Annotated in this window: 18 protein-coding genes; 10 read left to right on the top strand and 8 right to left on the bottom strand. The window is 64.1% G+C overall.

Features of this window, described 5'->3' with window-relative positions; genetic code table 11:
* Position 1 precedes the first annotated feature (1 nt).
* Positions 2-1261, bottom strand: a complete 1260-nt coding sequence (locus FDM28_RS09630) for an efflux RND transporter periplasmic adaptor subunit (RefSeq protein WP_138514927.1) — start codon at positions 1259-1261, stop codon at positions 2-4.
* Positions 1262-1451: 190 nt separating this feature from the next.
* Here FDM28_RS09630 and FDM28_RS09635 point away from each other — a divergent pair, with 190 nt between their 5' ends.
* Together FDM28_RS09635 and FDM28_RS09640 are read left to right on the top strand one after the other, a co-directional pair.
* Positions 1452-2081 (top strand): TetR family transcriptional regulator, encoded by a 630-nt coding sequence (locus tag FDM28_RS09635; protein WP_138514928.1) that lies wholly within the window; start codon positions 1452-1454, stop codon positions 2079-2081.
* A gap of 83 nt (positions 2082-2164) precedes the next feature.
* Positions 2165-3631: a nucleobase:cation symporter-2 family protein gene (locus FDM28_RS09640; RefSeq protein WP_138514929.1), complete on the top strand. Its 1467-nt coding sequence runs from the start codon at positions 2165-2167 to the stop codon at positions 3629-3631.
* Between the two features lie 125 nt (positions 3632-3756).
* Here FDM28_RS09640 and FDM28_RS09645 read toward each other — a convergent pair whose 3' ends face one another.
* Entirely contained in the window at positions 3757-4947 is a 1191-nt protein-coding gene (locus FDM28_RS09645) for a cyclic nucleotide-binding domain-containing protein (RefSeq protein WP_138514930.1), read from the bottom strand.
* Positions 4948-5203: 256 nt separating this feature from the next.
* Here FDM28_RS09645 and FDM28_RS09650 point away from each other — a divergent pair, with 256 nt between their 5' ends.
* Positions 5204-5812 (top strand): IMPACT family protein, encoded by a 609-nt coding sequence (locus FDM28_RS09650; protein WP_138514931.1) that lies wholly within the window; start codon positions 5204-5206, stop codon positions 5810-5812.
* 21 nt (positions 5813-5833) lie between these two features.
* On the opposite strand, the gene FDM28_RS09655 is transcribed toward FDM28_RS09650, so the two are convergent.
* Together FDM28_RS09655 and FDM28_RS09660 are read right to left on the bottom strand one after the other, a co-directional pair.
* Entirely contained in the window at positions 5834-6214 is a 381-nt protein-coding gene (locus FDM28_RS09655; RefSeq protein WP_138514932.1) for an MAPEG family protein, read from the bottom strand.
* A 30-nt stretch (positions 6215-6244) separates the two neighbouring features.
* Positions 6245-6898 carry a LysE/ArgO family amino acid transporter gene (locus tag FDM28_RS09660; protein WP_138514933.1) on the bottom strand — a complete coding sequence of 218 codons (654 nt, stop codon included), beginning with the start codon at positions 6896-6898 and terminating at the stop codon, positions 6245-6247.
* An 83-nt stretch (positions 6899-6981) separates the two neighbouring features.
* Here FDM28_RS09660 and FDM28_RS09665 point away from each other — a divergent pair, with 83 nt between their 5' ends.
* Positions 6982-7878, top strand: coding sequence for a LysR family transcriptional regulator ArgP (locus FDM28_RS09665; RefSeq protein WP_138514934.1), 897 nt, complete (start codon positions 6982-6984; stop codon positions 7876-7878).
* Between the two features lie 25 nt (positions 7879-7903).
* Here the strand turns inward: FDM28_RS09665 and FDM28_RS09670 are convergent, their stop codons facing one another.
* The gene (locus FDM28_RS09670) at positions 7904-10135 is read right to left on the bottom strand and encodes a molybdopterin-dependent oxidoreductase (protein ID WP_138514935.1); all 2232 of its coding nucleotides are present in this window, start codon (positions 10133-10135) and stop codon (positions 7904-7906) included.
* A gap of 193 nt (positions 10136-10328) precedes the next feature.
* Here FDM28_RS09670 and FDM28_RS09675 point away from each other — a divergent pair, with 193 nt between their 5' ends.
* Positions 10329-12419, top strand: coding sequence for an EAL domain-containing protein (locus FDM28_RS09675; protein WP_138514936.1), 2091 nt, complete (start codon positions 10329-10331; stop codon positions 12417-12419).
* Between the two features lie 38 nt (positions 12420-12457).
* Positions 12458-15340, top strand: a complete 2883-nt coding sequence (gene acnA, locus FDM28_RS09680; RefSeq protein WP_138514937.1) for an aconitate hydratase AcnA — start codon at positions 12458-12460, stop codon at positions 15338-15340.
* Here acnA and FDM28_RS09685 read toward each other — a convergent pair.
* Positions 15337-16230: a LysR family transcriptional regulator gene (locus FDM28_RS09685; RefSeq protein ID WP_138514938.1), complete on the bottom strand. Its 894-nt coding sequence runs from the start codon at positions 16228-16230 to the stop codon at positions 15337-15339. The genes acnA and FDM28_RS09685 overlap by 4 nt on opposite strands.
* A 116-nt stretch (positions 16231-16346) precedes the next feature.
* Between FDM28_RS09685 and FDM28_RS09690 the strand changes: the two genes are divergently transcribed.
* A complete protein-coding gene (locus FDM28_RS09690; protein WP_138514939.1) occupies positions 16347-16991 on the top strand; it encodes an NAD(P)-dependent oxidoreductase in 645 nt (214 codons plus the stop codon).
* Here the strand turns inward: FDM28_RS09690 and FDM28_RS09695 are convergent.
* Positions 16988-17611 (bottom strand): cation efflux transmembrane domain-containing protein, encoded by a 624-nt coding sequence (locus tag FDM28_RS09695; protein WP_138514940.1) that lies wholly within the window; start codon positions 17609-17611, stop codon positions 16988-16990. The two genes, FDM28_RS09690 and FDM28_RS09695, sit on opposite strands and share 4 nt — an antisense overlap.
* Before the next feature lie 90 nt (positions 17612-17701).
* On the opposite strand from FDM28_RS09695, the gene cadR reads away from it, so the two are divergent.
* Positions 17702-18160: a Cd(II)/Pb(II)-responsive transcriptional regulator gene (gene cadR, locus FDM28_RS09700; protein WP_138514941.1), complete on the top strand. Its 459-nt coding sequence runs from the start codon at positions 17702-17704 to the stop codon at positions 18158-18160.
* Here the strand turns inward: cadR and FDM28_RS09705 are convergent.
* Complete coding sequence (locus FDM28_RS09705) at positions 18157-19611, bottom strand: sensor domain-containing diguanylate cyclase (protein ID WP_240791962.1); 1455 nt, start codon at positions 19609-19611, stop codon at positions 18157-18159. The two genes, cadR and FDM28_RS09705, sit on opposite strands and share 4 nt — an antisense overlap.
* A gap of 112 nt (positions 19612-19723) precedes the next feature.
* Between FDM28_RS09705 and FDM28_RS09710 the strand changes: the two genes are divergently transcribed.
* Together FDM28_RS09710 and FDM28_RS17645 are read left to right on the top strand one after the other, a co-directional pair.
* A complete protein-coding gene (locus FDM28_RS09710) occupies positions 19724-20938 on the top strand; it encodes an FAD-dependent monooxygenase (protein ID WP_138514943.1) in 1215 nt (404 codons plus the stop codon).
* Entirely contained in the window at positions 20935-21075 is a 141-nt protein-coding gene (locus FDM28_RS17645; protein ID WP_170211696.1) for a hypothetical protein, read from the top strand. Before FDM28_RS09710 ends, FDM28_RS17645 begins: the two co-directional genes overlap by 4 nt.
* The last annotated feature ends 54 nt before the right edge of the window (positions 21076-21129 follow it).

The following is a 21129-nucleotide window of genomic DNA, read 5'->3' on the forward strand; positions in this document are numbered from 1 at the left end:
ATTACTTGGCCGCCGCAGACGCGGCAGCGGCTGGAGCGGATGCAGGCGCAGCAGGCGCGCCGGCGGGGGCTGCATTGGGGTTCCATGGCACGGGCTTCACCGGGGCGCCGGGCACCATCATTTTCTGGAAGCCGTCCACGATGACCTGGTCGCCTTCCTTGAGGCCACCCAAAATCACCCACTGGTTGTTTTGGGCGTTGCCCACCTTCACCGGACGTGGGCCGGGCTTGCCGCCTTCACCCACTACCAGCACGGTGTCGCCTTGGTTAGTGCGGGTCACGGCTTGCTGGGGCAGCAAGATGCCGGAAGGCAGCTCAGCCTGCGACAGGCGCACACGCACATACTGGCCGGGCAACAGCAAGCCATCGGCGTTGGGTACTTCGGCGCGCAGGGTGATCTGGCCGCTGGTGGCGTCCACCGTCAGGTCGCTGAACAGCAGTTTGCCGGCCTTGGGCAGCTCGCTGCCGTCTTCCAGCACGATGCGCACCGGCACCGAGCCATCGCCCGCAGAGCGCAACTGCTTGGAGGCAATGGCTTTGCGCAGGCGCAGCACTTCGGTACTGGACTGGGTGAAGTTCACATACACCGAGGCGGTTTGCTGGATGGTGGCGAGCGCGGCGGCGTCAGACGCGCCCACCAGTGCACCTTCGGTCACGGAAGACTGGCCGATGCGGCCGGAAATCGGAGCGGTAATGGTGGCGTAGGCCAGGTTGATGCGTGCGGTTTCCACGGCCGCTTTGGCCACACCCAAGTCGGCTTCTGCCTGGCGCTGGGTGGTTTGCAGGGTGGTGAATTCTTGCTTGCTGATGGCATTCGCCTCCGCCAAGGGTTTGTTGCGCTCCACTTGCGCCGTGGCCTGGGCCAGTGTGGCGGCCGCTTTCACGGCGGTGGCCTGGGCGCTCTCGTACGTGGCGCGGTAGGGGGCGGCGTCCAGCTGGTACAGCACCTGGCCGGCCTTGACCTCGCTACCTTCACGGAACTGGCGCTGCAGCACCACACCGCTGACGCGGGCACGTACCTGGGCGACGCGCTGGGCGCTCACGCGGCCTGGCAATTCGGATTGCAAAGCCACGGCCTGGCTGGACACCGTGACGACGCCCACCTCGGCAGGGGGCATGCCACCGCCGGGAGTACCGCCGCCTTGGGCACCGTCTTTGGCGCCACAGGCCACGAGAGCCACTGCCAACGGAATGGCCAACAAGGCCACACGGCCGGAAGAGAGAGCGGGTGCGTTACCCTGGATCTGACGGAACAGCGACATACAGTTTTCCCTTGTGACAAAGGTGGTTGGGGTGGCAAGCAGGAGAGAAGGGGTTGCCGGCGGTTTGATCTAGGGCAAGCCTACGAAAAATACATGACCACAGCACGGCAATGGGAGTTAGTATACATACATGCACGAATGTATGTAACAAAATAACTACAATTCACCTATATTTACACAAGGTCAATCCATGGCCCGCCGCACCAAAGAAGAAGCCCTTGCCACCCGTGAGTTGATACTGGACGCTGCTGAACGCGTGTTTCATCAGCGCGGGGTGTCGCGCACGTCGCTGCAGGAAATTGCCAAGGACGCCGGCCTGACCCGGGGTGCTATTTACTGGCACTTTGAAAACAAGGGCGAGCTGTTTGACGCCATGATGCAGCGTGTCACCCTGCCCATGATGGCCCGCATGACAGAGGTCACCCCGGGGGACGAAGACCAACCGCTGGAAAAAATCCGGCGTAACACCGCATCCGCACTGCGCCAGGTTGTCCATGACCCTCAAGTGCGCCGCGTATTCGAGATTGCCATGCAAAAGGTGGAATACGTGGACGAGTTGCAAGAACTGCAGCAGCGCAAGATCAGCGGCCGCAATGAATGCATGGACGACATGGCAGACCAGCTGCGTCTGGCTCAGCAAAAAGGCCACATCCGCAGTGATGTGCAGGTCACCCACGCCACCATTGGCCTGTTCGCGCTGGTGGGGGGCATCAAGTACAACTGGCTGCTCGATCCGCAGGCCTTCGACCTGGAGCAGGTCGGCCTGGCCACGTTGGACACCTTTCTGGCGGGGCTGCGTCCTCTGGCTACGGTGCGCTAAGGCGCCTAGGGGTTAGCCCCCATCTACCCTTGCTCAAAAGTGTATACAGTTTTTGTATACACTTTTGAAACGAAAGGGTTCCCATGGAAGAACGCATCCCTTTGGGCAAGCTCGGTGTGTTGGGCTTGCAGCATGTGCTGGTCATGTATGCGGGGGCTGTGGCGGTTCCCCTGATCGTGGGGCGCGCGCTCAAACTCTCGCCCGAGCAGGTGGCCACCCTGATTTCTGCCGACCTGTTTTGCTGCGGGCTGGTCACATTGATCCAGTCGCTGGGGGCTACGCAGTGGTTCGGCATCCGGCTGCCGGTCATGATGGGGGTGACGTTTGCCTCGGTGGCACCCATGGTGGCGACTGCCAACAACATACCCGGTGTCGAGGGGGCCGGGCTGATCTTTGGCTCCATCATGGGCGCCGGGGTCATTGCGATGCTGATCGCTCCCTTGGTCAGTCGCATGCTGCGTTTCTTCCCGCCGGTGGTCACCGGCACCATCATTGCCGTCATCGGTATCAGCCTCATGCGGGTTGGCATCAACTGGATATTTGGCAATCCTTTCGGCCCCACGGCGCCTAATGTGGTGAACCCGGATCACGCCAAGTGGCTGGCCGATGTGAGTGCAGTCGCCACCGCGCCTGGCAGTACCTTTCCCGCCGTGCCCAAAGGGCTGGCTCTGGTGCCTTCTGTGCCCAACCCCAAGTATGCAGACCTCTCCGGGGTCGGCATTGCGGCCTTGGTGTTGGTATCCATCCTGCTGATTGCCAAGTACGGCAAAGGCTTTGTGGCCAATATCTCGGTGCTGCTGGGGATTGTGGTGGGCGGGGTGGTGTGCACTGCGCTGGGCCTGATGAACTTTGACAAGGTGGGCAAGGCCGCCTGGTTTGACTTGGTCACGCCCTTTGCCATTGCCACGCCCGTGTTCGACCCCATGCTCATCCTGACCATGACCTTGGTGATGGTGGTGGTCATGATCGAGTCCACCGGCATGTTTCTCGCCTTGGGAGACATGACCGACCAGAAGGTGGACCAGGCCGCACTGACACGGGGGTTGCGCACCGATGGCCTGGGTACGCTGATTGGCGGCATCTTCAACACCTTCCCCTACACCAGTTTCTCGCAAAACGTGGGCTTGGTCGCCGTAACGGGCGTGAAGAGCCGCTTCGTGTGCGTGGCCGGTGGGGTCATTCTGGTCGTGCTGGGTCTCTTGCCCAAGATGGCGGCCCTGGTGGAGTCTTTGCCCACGGTAGTGCTGGGCGGCGCCGGCTTGGTGATGTTTGGCATGGTGACTGCCACGGGCATCCGCATCCTGGCCAATGTGGACTTCAAGACCAACCGCTACAACGCCTTTGTGGTGGCCGTTTCCATCGGCATGGGCATGATTCCGCTGGTGGCCCCCAACTTCAAGCAGTGGATGCCACACGGCCTGCACCCCCTGATCGAGTCGGGCATTCTGCTGACCTCCATGGCGGCGCTGCTGCTCAATCTGTTTTTCAACGGCGCCGGTGCAGACACCCGTGATGCCGTGGCTGCCGCGCGGCAGGCAGATAGTCACTGAAGTTGCTCGAAGGTTTTGACCGGAGCACATATGTACTCCGGACGCTAATAAGCTGAAAGATGCACCAAATGGAAAGGCCGCTGCATGCGGCCTTTCGTCTTTTTAAATGGTGTTTTCTTTGCCCACTACTGCTTGAGCATGCGCTTCTGTATGGCCTGAATGATGTTTTTGCCGATCTGCTGCACCTCAATCGGGTCGGCCGGCTTCAGGTCTTTCAGGTCGCTCTCGATTTCTTCCTGCTTGGAGCGGGGCAGGTTGCTCATGATCTTGGCGCGCACGCTTTCTTCGTCAATCGTGCTCATGAGCTTGGTGAGGTCAAACACATCGCAGCGCGACAGGATTTCGAAAATCGACTTCTGGTCCGCGAATTCGATGTCGTTGATATCGGTGAACTCGTCGGGGCTCTTGATGCGCCGCTCGGCAAACAGCTTGCGCCCCTTTTCACTCAGCAAACGCATGATTTCCGATTTGCGGAAGGTAAAGATGTCTTCAGCAAACTCATTGCCCGCGAGCTTGCGCATCAGCGTGCCGGCGGGCACCTCTACCAGCGCAGCAAAGTCTTGCAGGTTGATGTACTCATAGTCCAGCTTGCCGTGGTCTTTGTGCTGGCTCGCCACTTTGCGGGCGTTGGCCACGATGTCTTTGGGGGAGAAGGTGACGCGCTTGCCCGTGCCTTTTTCGTCATTGATGCGCACTAGGTGCAGCATGGCCAGGTTGCCTAGGCTGTTGCGGATGTGCACATCCGAGTGGCCCAATAGCGTGCGCGCTGAGCTGAACACCTCGCTCAGCAAGGGGCTGGCCAGGGTCGCCGGGCCGGAGGCCGACTCTGCTTTGGCTTTGCCAACCTCCGCCGCGCCCAGTAGCTGCAGCAACTGCGCATACACCAGCACATCGGGCTGGTAGTTCACGCGAGTGGCAATCAGCTCGTTCACCACATTGGTCTGCTGGGCCAGGGTGCGCAGGATGCTGGTCATCAACTGCGGCATTTCCTTGAGCTCGGCTTCGAGCTTTTCGTTCTCTATGAGATAGAGCTCGCAGTAGGTTTTGGCCGCCGCGTGGGTGGGGTGGTTGCCGTTGAGCAGCTTGGGGATCATGCCGAAGCACTGGCCCTTGCCCAGGGTGGCGACCACGACCTTCTTCTCCTCCCGGATCAGGTAGAAGTCCACCTCGCCCTCTTTCACTACATACATATTGTTGTAGGGCATGCCTTCGGTGTAGATCACATCGCCGGCGTAAAAGCGCTGCTGTGTCAGCTGAGATGCATAGTCAAACTGCGCTGCCATCGAGGGCGGGCTCACGGTCGTTGAGGTGTTCATCTCGTTATCCTGCGGTGCCGAGGTGGGGCGGCATGGGAGCCTGCCGCACACGGCGTAAATGGTGAGAAATGTTAATTAAAACAAATACGCAGATATTATCAATTAAATTTGAATTGATTGGATAACTTAATTTTTAAGGACCAAGCCCGCACAAGGAGCTGTGGTGCAATACCGGTCTCTGGCTTGTCGCCATTTGCTATTGATTTCATAGCTTCTTGCGCATGATCTACGAGCGCTAGAAGCACTTTTTACACCTATGTCTCACACCCTGGCCGGCCCGGCCCACAGCGAACTCCTTGTCAAAAAAAGCCGCTTCATTGGCCGTGTGCAGCCTGTGGCAGACCGCGCGGCGGCGCAAAAAGTGGTGGCGGATTTGTGGGCTGAGCATCCGACGGCCACCCATGTGTGCTGGGCGCTGATGGCTGGTGGCCATTCGGCCGCGGTAGACGATGGCGAGCCCAGTGGCACCGCCGGGCGCCCCATGCTCGACGTGCTGCGCCACCAGGATCTGGAGGGCGTGCTGGCGACGGTGGTGCGCTACTACGGCGGTGTGAACCTAGGCGCCGGCGGGCTGGTGCGGGCCTACACCGATACGGTCGCGCAGGCCTTGCTGCAAGCGGAGAAGGTGCCGATTGTGCAAATGCAGGCGCTCAAATGCGCGGTGCCATACCCGCTGGAGGGCCGTGTGCGCCGCGAGCTGGACGCAGCCGGTGCCACGCTCGGCGAGGTGCAACACGGCGAGCGGGTAACGCTGGAATTCGCGCTGCCGGCCCATGCGACTCTGGCCCTGGTCGCCCGCCTGAACGACGCGGGCAGCGGGCAAGTGGTCTGGATGGACCTCACTGATGCCGAGCCGGCGGATTGACCTGCCGGCCGGCAGGGGCGCTTAAGCGGCCATCCACACGCCCGCAACCACCGCGACCAACAGGCCCAACAGCGGTAAGGCACTGAGCGCATACCCCAGCGAGCGTGTTTTGGGGTCGGACACATAGGCGCGCAGGTAAATGAAGCGGCCCACGATAAAAACCACGCCAGCCGCCGCGACCCACAGCGGCGACCAGTAGCGCGCCGCCAGATACATGGCCGGCACCAGGGCTACCAGCAGCTCCAGGGTGTTCATCTGCACGCGGTAGTAGCGCTCAAACGTTTCGTGGCCGGTGACCGCCGGCGCATGCACGCCGTAACGCCCACGGGCTTGCCCTACCAGCACGCCAAACCAGATGTACTGCCCAATCGCCAGCACCGTGACCAAATCCAACCACTGCATATCCGTCTCCTGTGTGAAAGAGGCGTGAGCCTACAGCACCGTCGCTTGCGCCCACAAACCGTAGGCGATGTGTGCCATCATGGCCGCCACCAGCACATCCAGCACCCGCCAGGCGATGGGGCGTGCAAACAGCGGGCTGAGCAGGCGCGCACCAAAGCCGAGGGTGATGAACCACAGCGCGCTCGCGCCACCGGCCCCCACCAGAAACCAGCCCTGCGTGCCTGCGGCCTGCTTGGCACCCACTGCGCCCACCAGAATCACCGTGTCCAGGTACACATGCGGGTTCAGCAGGCTGATGCTGAGGGTTTGCAACACCGTTTTTTGCAAGGATTGCGGCGCCCCCTGCAGCTGGGCCTGCATGGCATGGGGGGCAAACGCCCGGTGCAGGGCCGAGAGGCCATACCAGCCCACTACCGCAGCACCGGCCAGGCCCAGCGCATTCAGCGCGCGCGGGTAGTTGCCCAGGGTGGCGGCCAGCCCGCTCACGCCCAGGGTCATGAGGCTCATGTCCAGCAGGGCGCACACCGCCACCACGGCGGCCACGTGCTCGCGGCGCAGGCCCTGGCGCAGCACAAAGGTGTTTTGTGCCCCGATGGCCACGATCAGCGAGAGGCTCAGCGTCAGGCCGGTGGTGATGCTGGGCAGGGCGGCAACCAGCGTCGAGAAGAGAGTGATGTCTTGCATGCTGCCAAGTATGGGGTGCGGCAAGAGGCAGAGAACATGAATTCTGCTACGCTGGAATAAGCCAAACTACATTGCACATCATCATGCTCGAATCTACCTTGCTTGCGACTGTGGCCGCCGTGGTGCGCGAAGGCAGCTTCGAGCGCGCGGCGCGGCTGCTGCATATCACCCCGTCGGCGGTGTCGCAGCGGATTCGCCAAATGGAGGAGCGGGTGGGTGCGGTGCTCATCGTGCGCGGGCAGCCGTGCACCGCCACCGAGGCGGGGGCACGCATCTGCCGCCATGCGGATTCGGTGGCCATGCTGGAGCACGATTTGCGGCGCGACCTGCCGGCCCTCGCCCCCGAAGACGCGCAAGCGGTGCACAGCACCATCCGCATTGCCATCAACGCCGACAGCCTGAGCACCTGGTTTGTGACTGCCATGCGCGACTTCTGCGCGCAGAGCCGTGTGCTGCTCGATGTGGCGGTGGACGACCAGGACCAGACCAACGAATGGCTGCGCCGTGGCCATGTGCTGGCCGCTGTCACTTCGCACGCCAAGGCGGTGCAGGGCTGCAAGGTGCGCAAACTGGGCACCTTGCGCTATTGCGCCACCGCGTCGCCCGCCTTCATGCAGCAGCACTTTGTCGGCGGCGTGAATGCCGACACCCTGGCCCGCGCACCCAGCATCGTGTTCGACCGCAACGACCGCCTGCAGGAGCGCTGGGTGCGCCGCCAGCTGCGCCGTGATGTGGCTCTGCCGGCCCACCGCCTGCCGTCTTCACAGGCCTTTGTGGATGCCGCGCTGGCCGATGTGGGCTGGGGCATGAACCCGCTGCTCTCGGTGCAAGAGCACATGGACAAGCGCCGCTTGGTGGAGCTGGTGCCGGGCCGCGCGCTGGATGTGCCCTTGTACTGGCAGGTGGCCCAACAGCCCCTGCCAGAGCTGGAGCGTTTGACCCGCAGCGTGGTGGCTGCGGCCTCACAGACGCTGCTCTAGCGCCCGCCTTTGCGGGGCAGTTTCCTCACGCGGCTTCCATGGTGATGGCAACGCCGCCCAGCACGGCGTTGCCCGAGAGCGGGTCGCGCAGTTGGTCGTCCAGAAGCGCATTGATATTGGCGCCCGGGCGCTCCGCCGCTACCCGCAGCTGCGCGCCCGGCAGGTTGTGGCCCCAGCCGTGCGGCAGGCTGACCACGCCGGGCATCATGTCGGTGCTGAACTGCACTTGCGCCTGCACACTGCGGTGGCCGTTGCGCAGGGTGGCCATGCCACCGTCCTGCACTCCGTAGCGCGCAGCATCGCCGGGGTGGACCAGCGCGGTGCAGCGGAAGGGGCCTTTGGCCAGCGTGGGCAGGTTGTGCATCCAGCTGTTGTTGGTGCGCACATCGCGCCTGCCGATGATGACCAAATCGGGTGCTAACGCCCGTAGATCCTGCGCAGCGCGCTCCAAATCTTGTAGCAAAAGCGGAGGTGCGAGCTCCACCTTGCCGCTGGGCGTGCGCAGCATTTCGGGAATGCGGGGTTGTAGCTCGCCCAGGTCAATGCCGCCGCTGTCGCTGGCAGCCATGACTTTCTGGAGGTTGAGGCCATCAGGTTTCAAGCCGAACTGGTCGCCGTAGGGGCCGCTGCGCAGCGCCACATCCAGCCCGCGCTGGGGGCCGCGCAAGCTGCCGGTTGCTGCGATGACTGCAGTGGCATGGGGGCCGAACAAGCGGCTGGCATCCTCGGCAAACTGCTGGTCGTCGAGCAGGTTGGCGTCCTGCTGGGCGCCCTGGCCCTGCACGATGGCGGTGAGCTTGAGCAGGGTCTGCCACTCTTCGGGCTGGCCTTCGGGGCGGGGCAACACGGGTGCGCTGTAGCGCGCATGGTTGCGCCACGAGAGCTGGGGGAAGGCCACGTCGTAGTGCAAGTCTTCGAGCGGCGAGAGGCCGGGCAGGATCACATCCGCATGGCGGGTGGTTTCGTTCAGGTAAATGTCCAGGCTCACCATGAAGTCCAGCGAGTCCAGCGCCTTAGCCAGGCGCGGGCCGTCCGGGCTGGAGAGCACCGGGTTGGTGGCCACGGTGATCAGCGCACGCACCTGGCCTTCACCCGGTGTTTCGATCTCTTCGGCCAAGCAGGTAATGGGCAGCTCGCCGTAGACCTCGGGCGCGCCGCTCACGCGGGCATGGTGGCGGCCGGTGCTCACGCCTTTGCCTACCCCCGGTTTGCCCATGGTGTTGCTGGCAAAGGCTGCAGACTTGGCAAACAGCATGCCGCCTTCCATGTCCAGGTGGCCGGTCAGGGTGTTGAGCACATCCACCAGCCAGCTCGCCAGCGTGCCGTACTGCTGGGTGCAGGTGCCAATGCGGGCATACACCGCCGCCTTGGGTGTGCTGGCAATCTGGCGCGCCAGGCTGCGGATGGTGTCGGCCGGCAGGCCGCAACGGGCGGCCGCGGCTTCAGGCGTGAAGCCGGCTACCGCTGCGCGAACCTCCTCGGTGCCGTGCACCCAAGGGGCCACCCGGCCCAGGTTCACCAAGTTTTCTGCAAACAGCACCTGCACCATGGCCGCCAACAAAAACACGTCAGCCCCCGGGCGGATGAAGTGGTGCGCGTCGGCCACAGCGGCGGTTTCGGTACGGCGAGGGTCGATCACGATGAGCTGGCCGCCCCGGGCCTGGAGCGCCTTGGCCTTGCCCTTGAAGTCGGGCACCGTCCACATGCTGCCATTGCTGGCCAGCGGGTTGGCGCCAATGACCACCAGCAAATCGGTGCGGCTGATGTCCGGCAGGGCGGTGGAGAGCCAGTGGCCGAACATCAGGCCGCTAGCCAGTTGCTTGGGCATCTGGTCCAGGGTGGACGCGGAAAACACGTTGCGGCTGCCGATGGCGCGTGCCAGCTTGCCGAAGTAGGTGAGCAGGCCGATTTTGTGGGCCGAGGGGTTGCCCACCGCCATGGCCACGGCGTCTTTGCCGTGGGCCGCCATCAGCGGTGGCAGGCGCTGCTCAATCTCGGCAAAGGCTTCTTCCCAGGACGCAGGTTCGTGTTTGCCATTGCGCTTGATCAGCGGGGTGCGGAGGCGGTCCGAGTCTTCATGCAGGTCTTTGAGGGCAATGGCCTTGGGGCAGATGTAGCCGCGGCTCAGCACATCGGCCTCGTGGCCACGGATACTGATCACTTTGTTGTCTTGCACCTTGATTTCCAGCCCGCAGCAGGCCTCACACAGGGGACAGATGCGGTGGTGGGTGCGTGTGTGGGGGCTTGTCTCGCTCATGGTGGGGGTGTTGGGGGTTGCGATGGCGCTTTATCGGCCAGCGTGGCGCGGGTGTCCAGAACGCAGGTGACAAGTGGCGGTGAGAACCCGCCTGCAGGCTTTACCACGCAGGCCCCAAGGAACCATTGCACGAAACCGCTGCGCGCCGCAGAATGCCCCATGCGAACGCGATAGGCCCACTTTGAAGACTTCTATGCCGCCCAGCATCTTGAATATCGACACCGCCCTGGAGTACTTCCGGGCCATTGTGGAATCTACCGACGACGCCATCATCGGCAAAAACATCGACGGCATCATCACCAGCTGGAATCCCGGCGCCCAAGCCATATTCGGCTATACCCCGGGGGAGATGATCGGCCAGTCCATCTACACCCTGATCCCGCTGGACCGCCGCAGCGAGGAAGACACCATTGTCAAAAAACTGCGCCAGGGGGAGCGGGTCACCCACTTCGAAACCCAGCGGGTGCACAAAGACGGGCGCTTGCTGGAGGTGTCGGTCACCGTCTCGCCCATCCACGACAAGCACGGCAACTTGCTCGGCGCCTCCAAAATCGCCCGCAACATCACGGCGCAAAAGGCGGTGCAAGCCCGCTTGCAACTGATCTCCAATGTGTTCACCCACAGCGGGGAAGGCGTGGTGATCACCGATCCGCAAGGCAAGATTCTGGAGGTGAATCTTGCCTTCACCCGCATCACCGGCTACGACTATGGCGAGGTCATTGGCGAGCACCCCCGCATGTTCCGCTCCAGCCGGCAGGGGCCGGAGGTGTATGCCAGCATGTGGCTGGCCCTGCAAACCACCGGCCATGCCCAGGGCGAGGTATGGAGCCGCCGCAAAGACGGCGAAGCCTACGCCGGCCTGCTCACCGTGAGTGCGGTGCACGACGACAACGGGGCACTCAAACACTACATCGGCCTGTTTGCCGACATCACCCCGCTGCGCACGCAGCAGGAGCGGCTGGAGCATGTGGCGCACTTTGACGCCCTCACCGATCTGCCCAACCGCCTGCTGCTGGCCGACCGGCTCAAGCAGGCCATGGTGATGGCACGCCGCCACGAGCAAAGCCTGGCGGTGCTCTACCTGGACCTGGATGGCTTCAAGTATGTCAACGACCGCTATGGCCACAACGTGGGCGACGAGCTGCTCATCGCCCTGAGCCAGCGCATGAAGCAGGCGTTGCGCGAGGTGGACACCCTGGCCCGCATGGGCGGCGACGAGTTTGTGGCGGTGCTGGTGGATGTGAAAACCATGCAGGACTGTGTGCGCATGGTGGAGCGCATCTTGCACGCCTGCGCCGAGCCGGTGCTGGTGGAAGGCAAGGTGCTGCAGATTTCGGCCAGCATGGGCCTCACCCTGTACCCGCAGGACGATGTGGACGCCGACCAGCTCATGCGCCATGCCGACAAGGCCATGTACGAGGCCAAGCAAGCCGGCAAAAACCGCTACCAGCTCTTTGACTCCGCCCACGAGGCCGAACTCAAGTCGCGCGGTGAGCAGCTGGCACGCATTGCCCAGGCGCTGGCGGCAGGCGAGCTCACGCTCTACTACCAGCCCAAGGTGAACATGCGCACCGGCGAAGTGCTGGGCGTGGAGGCGCTGATCCGCTGGATGCACCCGACCCGGGGCATTCTGGCACCTGCGGCCTTTTTGCCGCTGATCGAAGGCCTGCCCCTGAGCGATGGCGTGGCCGCCTGGGTGCTGGACTTCGCGCTGGCGCAGATGGAAGCCTGGCAGCGCCAGGGCCTAGTGCTGCCGGTGAGCATCAACATCAGTGCCCGGCAGCTGCAGCACGCAGGTTTTGTGGCCGATTTGTCGGAACGCCTCGCCTTGCACCCGACGGTGAAGCCGGCCAGCCTGGAGCTGGAGATTTTGGAGACCAGCGCGCTGGCCAATATGGACAAGGTGTCTTGCATCATGCGCCAGTGCCGGGACATGGGGGTGCACTTTGCGGTGGACGACTTCGGCACCGGCTACTCCTCGCTCACCTACCTCAAGCGCCTGCCTGCCGGCACGCTCAAGATCGACCAGAGCTTTGTGCGCGACATGCTGGTAGACCGCGACGACCTGGCCATCGTGCAGGGCGTCATCAGCTTGGCGACCGCCTTCCAGCGCAAGGTGATTGCCGAGGGGGTGGAAACCCTGGAGCACGGCGTGCGCCTGCTGGCGCTGGGCTGTGAATGCGCGCAGGGCTATGGCGTGGCCCGCCCCATGCCGGCTTGCGAAGTGCCCGACTGGGTGGCCGGCTGGCAGCCACACGCGGCGTGGACGCAGCCTCTGCCCTGAAAGCCCTTTCGCGCAACTGTCATTTTTCTGCGGACAGAATGGGGTTTCGCAGTTCACAGGAGCCCGCCATGCATGCTTTTGCCTCGACCCGCCAGACCTTCCAGGCCGCTGCCGGCAAAACCGGCCAGATGTACTCGTTGCCGGCCCTGGCCCGCAAGTACCCCAACATCCGGCGCTTGCCGCTGTCTTTGCGCATCGTGCTGGAGAGCGTGCTGCGCAACTGCGATGGCAAAAAGGTCAGCGCCGCGCATGTGGCGCAACTTGCCAACTGGCAGCCCCAGGCCGAGCGCACCGCCGAAATCCCGTTTGTGGTGAGCCGCGTGGTGCTGCAAGACTTTACCGGCGTGCCGCTGCTGGCCGATTTGGCCGCCATGCGCAGCACGGCCGAGCGCCTGGGCGCCGACCCCGCCCGCATCGAGCCGCTGGTGCCGGTGGATCTGGTGGTGGACCACTCGGTGATGGTGGACGACTACGGCCACAAAAACTCGCTGGACTTGAACATGAAGCTCGAATTCCAGCGCAACCGCGAGCGTTACGAGTTCATGAAATGGGGCATGCAGGCCTTTGACACCTTTGGCGTGGTGCCGCCGGGCTTTGGCATCGTGCACCAGGTGAACCTGGAATACCTGGCCCGTGGCGTGCACAAAGCCAAGCAGCCTCGCGCGGCCGATGGCAGCAAGCAGCCTGCGGTGTACTACCCCGACACCCTGGTGGGCACCGACAGCCACACCACCATGATCAACGGCATTGGCGTAGTGGGCTGGGGCGTGGGCGGCATCGAGGCTGAGGCCGCCATGCTGGGCCAGCCGGTGTACTTTTTGACGCCGGATGTGGTGGGCTTTGAGCTGACCGGCGCCCTGTGCGAGGGCGTGACCGCCACCGACCTGGTGCTACGGGTCACCGAGATGCTGCGCCGTGAAAAAGTGGTGGGCAGCTTTGTGGAGTTCTTCGGCTCCGGCACCGAAAACCTGGCCTTGCCCGACCGCGCCACCATTGCCAACATGGCGCCCGAGTACGGTGCCACCATGGGCTTCTTCCCGGTTGATGCGCGCACCTTGGATTACTTCAAGGGCACCGGCCGCACCAAGGCGGAGATCGAGGCCTTTGAAGCCTATTTCCGCGCGCAGGGCTTGTTTGGCGTGCCGGGAGGCAAGAGCGCGTCGGCCGGGATGGAGGACATTGCCTACACCCGCGTCGTCAAGCTGGACCTGCGCGATGTGACGCCCAGCCTGGCCGGCCCCAAGCGCCCGCAAGACCGGATTGAGCTGGGCCATGTGGCGGACAAGTTCACCGAGCTGTTCAGCCTGCCGGGCAGTGCCAATGGCTTCAGCAAGGACGCCGCCACGCTGCACACCCTGTACCCCGCGCCCCTGCCCACCGCCAAGCCCACCATGCCGCGCCGTGGCGACGCCACGCCCCTGCTGATCCAAAACGGCGATGTGCTGATTGCTGCCATTACCAGCTGCACCAATACCAGCAACCCCAGCGTGCTGCTCGCCGCCGGCCTGCTGGCCAAAAAGGCGGTCAAGGCCGGGCTCACCGTGGCACCGCACATCAAAACCAGCCTGGCGCCGGGCTCGCGCATCGTGACCGACTACCTGACGGAAACCGGCTTGCTGCCCTACCTGGAAAAGCTGGGCTTCACCCTGGCCGGCTACGGCTGCACCACCTGCATCGGCAATGCGGGCGACCTGGCGCCTGAGCTGAACGAGGTCATCACCCAAAACGACCTGGTGTGCGCCGCCGTGCTCTCGGGTAACCGCAACTTTGAGGCACGCATCCACCCCAACCTCAAGGCCAACTTTTTGGCCAGCCCGCCGCTGGTGGTGGCTTACGCCATTGCCGGCAACGTCACCCGTGATTTGATGACCGAGCCGGTAGGCCTGGGCAAAGGCGGCAAAGAGGTGTACCTGGGCGATATCTGGCCCACCAGCGACGAAATCTACAAGCTGCTGAAATTTGCGATGAACGGCAAAGCCTTCCGCGCCAACTACGCCAAGGTCAAAACCGAGCCCGGCAAGCTGTGGGAAAAAATCAAGGGTGTGAGCGGCCAAACCTATACCTGGCCGGCCAGTACCTACATCGCCCAACCGCCGTTTTTTGATGCGTTTGCTATGGAAAAAGGAGCTGCTCCCGCAGATTCTGCGAGCGCTAGAGGCCAAAAAGGCTCCAAAACTTCAGCAGAAGCTGTGCACGGTGCCCGCATCATGGCGCTGTTTGGTGACTCGATTACCACCGACCACATTTCGCCGGCAGGCAACATCAAAGAGAGTTCACCGGCCGGGCAGTGGTTGCTGGCGAATGGTGTGCAAAAAGCGGACTTCAACTCCTACGGCGCGCGCCGGGGCAACCACGAGGTGATGGTGCGCGGCACCTTTGCCAATGTGCGTATCAAGAACCTGATGCTGCCGGCGCTGGCGACTGGCGCGCGGGAGGAGGGCGGCTATACCTTGTACCAAGGGGCGGAGGGCGCGGGCGACAAACTCTCCATTTTTGACGCTGCCAGCCGCTACCAGGCCGCCGGCACGCCCACGGTGGTGTTCGCCGGCGAGGAATACGGCACCGGCTCCAGCCGCGACTGGGCGGCCAAGGGCACACAGTTGCTGGGCATCAAGGCGGTGGTGGCGCAGAGCTTTGAGCGCATCCACCGCTCCAACCTGGTGGGCATAGGCGTGCTGCCGCTGCAGTTCAAGGCGGGTGAGAGTTGGCAGAGCCTGGGCCTGACAGGCAGTGAAACCATTGACATCGTGCCGGATGCCGCCCTCACGCCGCAAAGCGAGGCACAGCTGGTGGTGACGCGGGCGGACGGCACCCAGACCCGCCATACCCTGCTGCTGCGCATCGACACCCCGATCGAGGTGGACTACTACCGCGCCGGCGGCATTCTGCCGTTTGTGCTGCGGCAGCTGCTGGCCGCCTAGGCCTGGAGTTTGGCAAAGTAGTCCGCCAGCAGGGTGAGCGCATGCCGCACCTTGGCGGGCTGCTCGCCCCGGCGTGGGGTGACCGCGTAGATCACAAACTCGGGCAATTTCCACTCGGGCAGCACCTGCACCAAGCGGCCGTCGGCCATGGCGCGGCGGTCGTCCTCGGTGACCACCACGCTGATGCCCCAGCCCGCCACGCACAGCGAATGCAGCACGGTCACCTGCGAGGCCTGCACCCGGCCCAGCACCTGTACCCGCTCGGTTTCGCCCTTGGGGCCGTGCAGCACCAGGGTTTCTTCGCCACTGCCTGAGGGGCGCCCGCCCAGCCAGGCGTGTTGGGCCAGGTCGTGCGGGTGCTGCGGCCAGCCGTGCTGGGCCAGGTAGGCGGGGGAGGCGCACATCTGCGCCTCCATCACCCCCAGCCGGCGCGACACCAGGCTGGAATCCGGCAGGCTGCCAGTGCGCAGGGCAATGTCGACCCGCTCGTCAATCAGGTTGAGCACCGCATCGTCCAGCAGCAGGGTGATGCGCAGTTTGGCGTGATCTTTGAGCGGCAACAGCGCCTGGGCCAAAAGCGCCCCCATGCCGATGGGGGCGGTAATGCGCAGCTCGCCCTCGGGCTCGTCGCGGTGCAGCACCAGCGCCTGGTCGGCCGCGCGGGCGGCTGCCACCATGGCACTGCAGCCCTCCACATAGCGGGCGCCGGCCTCGGTGAGGGTGAGCTTGCGGGTGGAGCGGTTGAGCAGGGCCAGGCCCAGCGCGTCTTCCAGCTGGCGCAGGTGCTGGCTCACGGCAGAGGGCGTCATGCCGAGGCGGCGGGCCGCAGCACTCAGGCTGCCGGCGGCCACCACTTCGGCGAATACGGCCATGCGTTTGAGTTGGTCCATGGGCTTATTTGTTAGTTTTACTTCACAGTCAAAGCAGAATTTACCGTCTATTCAGTATTTCGTGAAGCAATCAAACTCACGCTATTCCTTCACACCTTGAATACAGGAGTTTTTTTATGAAGATCGCTCTCATTGGCGCCACTGGTTTTGTCGGCACCCCCTTGCTCACCGAGTTCTTGAGCCGTGGCCACCGCGTGACCGTGTTGGCCCGAAACCCTGCCAAGCTGGCGCCCCAGCCCGGCCTGACCGTGGTGCAAGCCGATGCGCTGGACGCCGCACAGGTAGCTCAAGCCGCGGCCGGGCACGATGCCGTGGTCAGCGCCTACAACCCCGGCTGGACCGAGCCCCGCATCGGCGAGATTTTTTTGCAAGCCACCCACGCCATTTTTGAGGGCGTCAAGCAATCCGGCGTGAAGCGCTTTTTGATGGTGGGCGGTGCCGGCAGCCTGTTTGTGGCGCCCGGTGTGCAACTGGTGGATACGCCCGAGTTCCCCGCCGAAATCAAAGTGGCCGCCTCTGCCGCGCGTGATGCGCTGAACCTGATTCAGCAGGAAATCGCGCTGGACTGGACCTTTCTGTCCCCCGCCATCCTGCTGAACCCCGGCGTGCGCACCGGCCAGTACCGCGTGGGCGCGGATGCGCCTTTGTGGGCCGAGGGTGGCGCGCCCGGCAGCATTTCGGTGCAAGACATGGCAGTGGCCATCGTGGACGAAATCGAGTCGCCCAAGCACGTCCAAAAGCGCTTTACCGTCGCCAACTAAGGCGTACCCGCCAACTCCCGCCGGGCTTGGCGCATGACTTGCCAGCCGCCTTGCAAGGCCAGTGCGGCCATGCCGGCGGCAACGAGCAGGTCCGGCCAGCCGCTGCCCGTGCCCAACACGCCGGCGGCGGCCAGCATCACTAACAGGTTGCCGATCGCGTCATTGCGCGAGCACAGCCACACGCTGCGCATATTGGCATCGCCCTCGCGGAAGGCGTAGAGCATCCAAGCCACTGCCACGTTGGCCACCAGCGCTAGCAGGCCCACCAGGCCCATGGTGGTGGCATCCGGTACCGCACCGGTGTACAAGCCCCAGGCGGCGCGGCCCAGCACCAACGCACCAAAGCCCATCATGCACACGGCCTTGGCCACTGCCGCCCGTGCCCGCCACGCCAGCGCGGCAGACAGCACGGCCAGCGACACGCCGTAGTTCAGCGCATCGCCGGCAAAGTCAATCGAGTCGGCCAGCAGTGACAGCGAGCCGGACTGCCAACCGCTGAGCAGCTCCACGCCGAACATGGCAGCGTTGATCAGCAAGGCCACCCACAGCACCCGGCGGTAGCGGGGCAGGTCGTGGACGGCGGTCGCGGCAGGGGTGTGGTGTTCGCAGGCGTGGGACATGGTGTTTTCCTTTCAATGCCGCCATTGGAAACCCTGTAGCCACTTCAGGGTCAAGCGCTACACTGACTTTATATCGAGGAAGGGCGCAGCATGAAAATCGGTGATCTGGCCAAGGCCACAGCCACTCCGGTGGAAACCATCCGCTACTACGAGCGCGAGGGCTTGTTGCCCCCGGCGGCCCGCACAGAGGCCAACTACCGCCATTACGCCGAGGCCCACACCCAGCGCCTGCAGTTTGTGCGCCACTGCCGCAGCCTGGACATGAGCCTCGATGAGATCCGCGCGCTGTTGGCGTTTCAGGATGCCCCAGGCGACAACTGCGCCGAGGTCAATGCCTTGCTGGACGCCCATATCGGCCATGTGGCCCAGCGCATTCGCGAGTTGCGGGCGTTGGAGAAGCAACTCAAAGACCTGCGCGCGCAATGCCAAGGGGCATTGGATGTGGCGCACTGCGGCATTCTGGAAGGCCTTGCGGCCCAGTCTCCGGCGGTGCAGGCGGCAGGCCATGTGCACGGCAGCCACCGCAAAGGGGCGGTGCGCAGCGTTTAGCTGCTGCGGCGCTCCAATTTGGCGGTTTCGTAAAACTGGCGTTTGGCGGCGTACATGCGCTGGTCGGCGAGCTGGGCGGCCTCCTCCAGGTCCACCGGGCTCTGGCAGCTTGCAATGCCGATGGAGAGGCTGATTTTCTGGCCGGGGTAGAACTGGTTGTTCATCTCCAGCATCGAGTCGATGCGCTCCTTGAGGCCCTGGGCCACCCGCTCATCGTGACCGGGCATGAGGATCACAAATTCGTCGCCCCCGGTGCGTGCCACGCACAGCGATTGGCCGGCCGTGGCCTTGGCCAGCACTTCGCCGGTGCGGCGCAGCATGGCATCGCCTGCGGCGTGGCCGTGGTTGTCGTTCACATGCTTGAGGCCGTTCAGGTCCATGGCCATGACGCTGAGCGGCCACGGCCCTTTGCGCGAGATGCGGTTGAGCTCTTCCACGAAGAAGGCCCGGTTGCGCAGCTGCGTGAGGGCGTCGTGCTTGCCGAGGTACTCCAGGTAGGCCTCGGCCTTTTTGCGCGCGGTGATGTCTACCAGCGACACCAGCACCAGGCTCCAGTCGTGCTCGTAGCCGGGTAGCACCGAGAACTGCATGTGGATGTTGATCGGCTCCCCGTTGAGCGAGTAGTTGATCACTTCCCGGGTTTGCACGGTTTTGCCGTTCCACAGGTCCAGCAGTTGCTCGGCGAACGAGTGCTGCATTTCGTCCCGGAAAATGCGTTCCAGCTGGTGCAGCAGCTCCTCACGGCTTTGCGCCGAGAACATTTGCAGGGTGTGCTGGTTCACATCCAGCACGCGGATGCGCTCCATGCAGCGGGGCACAAACTCCTGGTGCACGCTCAAAAAGGTTTTGAAGTCGGAAATGCCGGAGGCCCGCACCTCGTCCATGAGCCGCTTCACGCCGCTGAAGTCCTCCACCCACAGCGAAACAGGCGAAAACTCAAACAGGTTGCGGGCATGGCGCTCGCTGTTTTCCAGCAGCGTCTGGGCGAGGGTGTGCTTGGTAATGTCTTCCAGCGAGACCATCACCCGGTCCCAACGGGCCTCGTGCCCTTCCAGAATTTTGATGCTGATGCGCACATCCATGCGCCGGCCGTCCAGGGCGTAGTTCACCGCCTGGCCGGTGTAAAGGGCGTTGCCCTTCCAGAGCGATACCAGCTCCGGCAGCATGCGGGTGAAGGTGTCTCCGCGAAACACCTCGTGCAGGCGGTCAATCAGCGCCTCCTGGTGGGGTGCTGCAAATACCTCCAGCGTCTTGCGATTGACTTTCAGAACCTGATAGCACGCAGCACAGGCTTGCACCCGGGCCGGGTCGGCCCGCAGGTGGGCCTCCAGGTCGGTAATGCCCTGCGCACGCCACTGGTCAAACAGGTTCTTGAGCTGGCTGTAATCCTCCAGCCAGAGAGAGATAGGGGCGGAGTCAAAAAGCAACTCGAAATCGGTGTGGCTGGACATGGTGGGCGGCAATCAAATCTGCGGGCACTTCACTATAGCGGTGCGCAGCCTGTGCTGCAGGTTTGCGCTGGCTCAGTATGTGGCGGGGCCTGACGCGGCAGAATCCGCCCTCATGGAACACAACATGGTCATCGTAGGTGGCGGCATTGGCGGCTTGGCTGCGGCACTGGCATGCGGGCGGCAGCAGGCTTTTGGTGCCGGCGGGCAGGCGCTGCGCCTCATCGAGCAGGCTCCGGCATTCGGCGAGGTGGGAGCCGGCGTGCAACTGGGCCCTAACGTCACCCGGGTGCTGCACAGCTGGGGCCTGCAAGGCGCCCTGGCCCAGGTGGCAGCCTTCCCCGAGCGGCTGGAGGTGCGCAGTGCCCTGAGCAGCCGCGTGCTGGGCACGCTGCCTTTGGGCCCACGCGCCCAGGCCGTGTACGGCGCACCCTACGTCACCATTGCGCGGCAGGATTTGCATGGGCTTTTGCGCACCGCCGTGGAGTCCATGGGCGGCGTGGAGGTGGACTTGGCCACCCGCATTGCCAGCGTGGCTCCGGTGGGGGACAGGGTGCAACTGCTCACCCACGATGCGCGTGAGCTGGAGGCCCGCTGTGTGCTGGGTGCCGACGGCGTGTGGAGCACGCTGCGCCGCCAGCTGGTGGACGACGGGGCGCCGCGCGTGACCGGGCACCTGGCCTTTCGGGCCATGGTGCCGCAAGCGGATTTGCCGCCGCCCCTGCGCTCGCAGGTGGTGACCGCGTGGATGGGCCCGAATTTTCATGCGGTGCAGTACCCGGTGCGTGGTGGGGCGTGGCTGAATGTGGTGGTCATCGTGCATGGCACGGTGGTGGGCGACCCCGCGGTGTGGGACCACAGCGCCAACGCCGGCGAGCTGCGGGTGCGCCTGGCCAACGCGGGCAGCGGCTTGCTGGACTTGGTGCACGCCATCGACGACTGGCGCCTCTGGGCGCTGAGCGACCGCCCGCCGATGCGCAGTGCGCATGAGATGGTGCTAGGCCGCCTGGCCCTGCTGGGCGACGCGGCCCACCCCATGCGCCCCTATCTGGCCCAAGGTGCAGGCATGGCGATTGAAGATGCCCAGCAACTCAGCCTGTCGCTGCACGCGCACCCCGGCGATGAGCCCCGGGCCCTGGCGCACTACGCCCAGACCCGCTGGCAACGCAATGCGCGGGTGCAGGCCCGGGCCATCCGCAATGGCGAGATCTTCCACCTGCAAGGCCCCCTGCGGGTGGCGCGCGATGCCTCGCTGGCCCTGCTGGGCGACAAATTGCTGGACTTGCCGTGGCTCTATGGCTACCGGGCTCCGGTAGCATCGCAGGCATGAAAACGAGTTTTATCTTTATCGCGATTCTGGTGTGCAGCGTGGCCGGCACACTGTCGAGCAACCGGGCTGTCAAAACCGGCATGCTGGTGGTGTGCGGCGCCTTGTCGCTGTACGGCATGGTGCGGTTTCTGGCCTGAAGACTGCTATTTATTCAATAGCTACTCGCGCAGGTAGCTCGGGCGCTAGAGGCT

The sequence above is a fragment of the Rhodoferax bucti genome, from assembly GCF_005876985.1.
GTDB lineage: Bacteria > Pseudomonadota > Gammaproteobacteria > Burkholderiales > Burkholderiaceae_C > Allorhodoferax > Allorhodoferax bucti.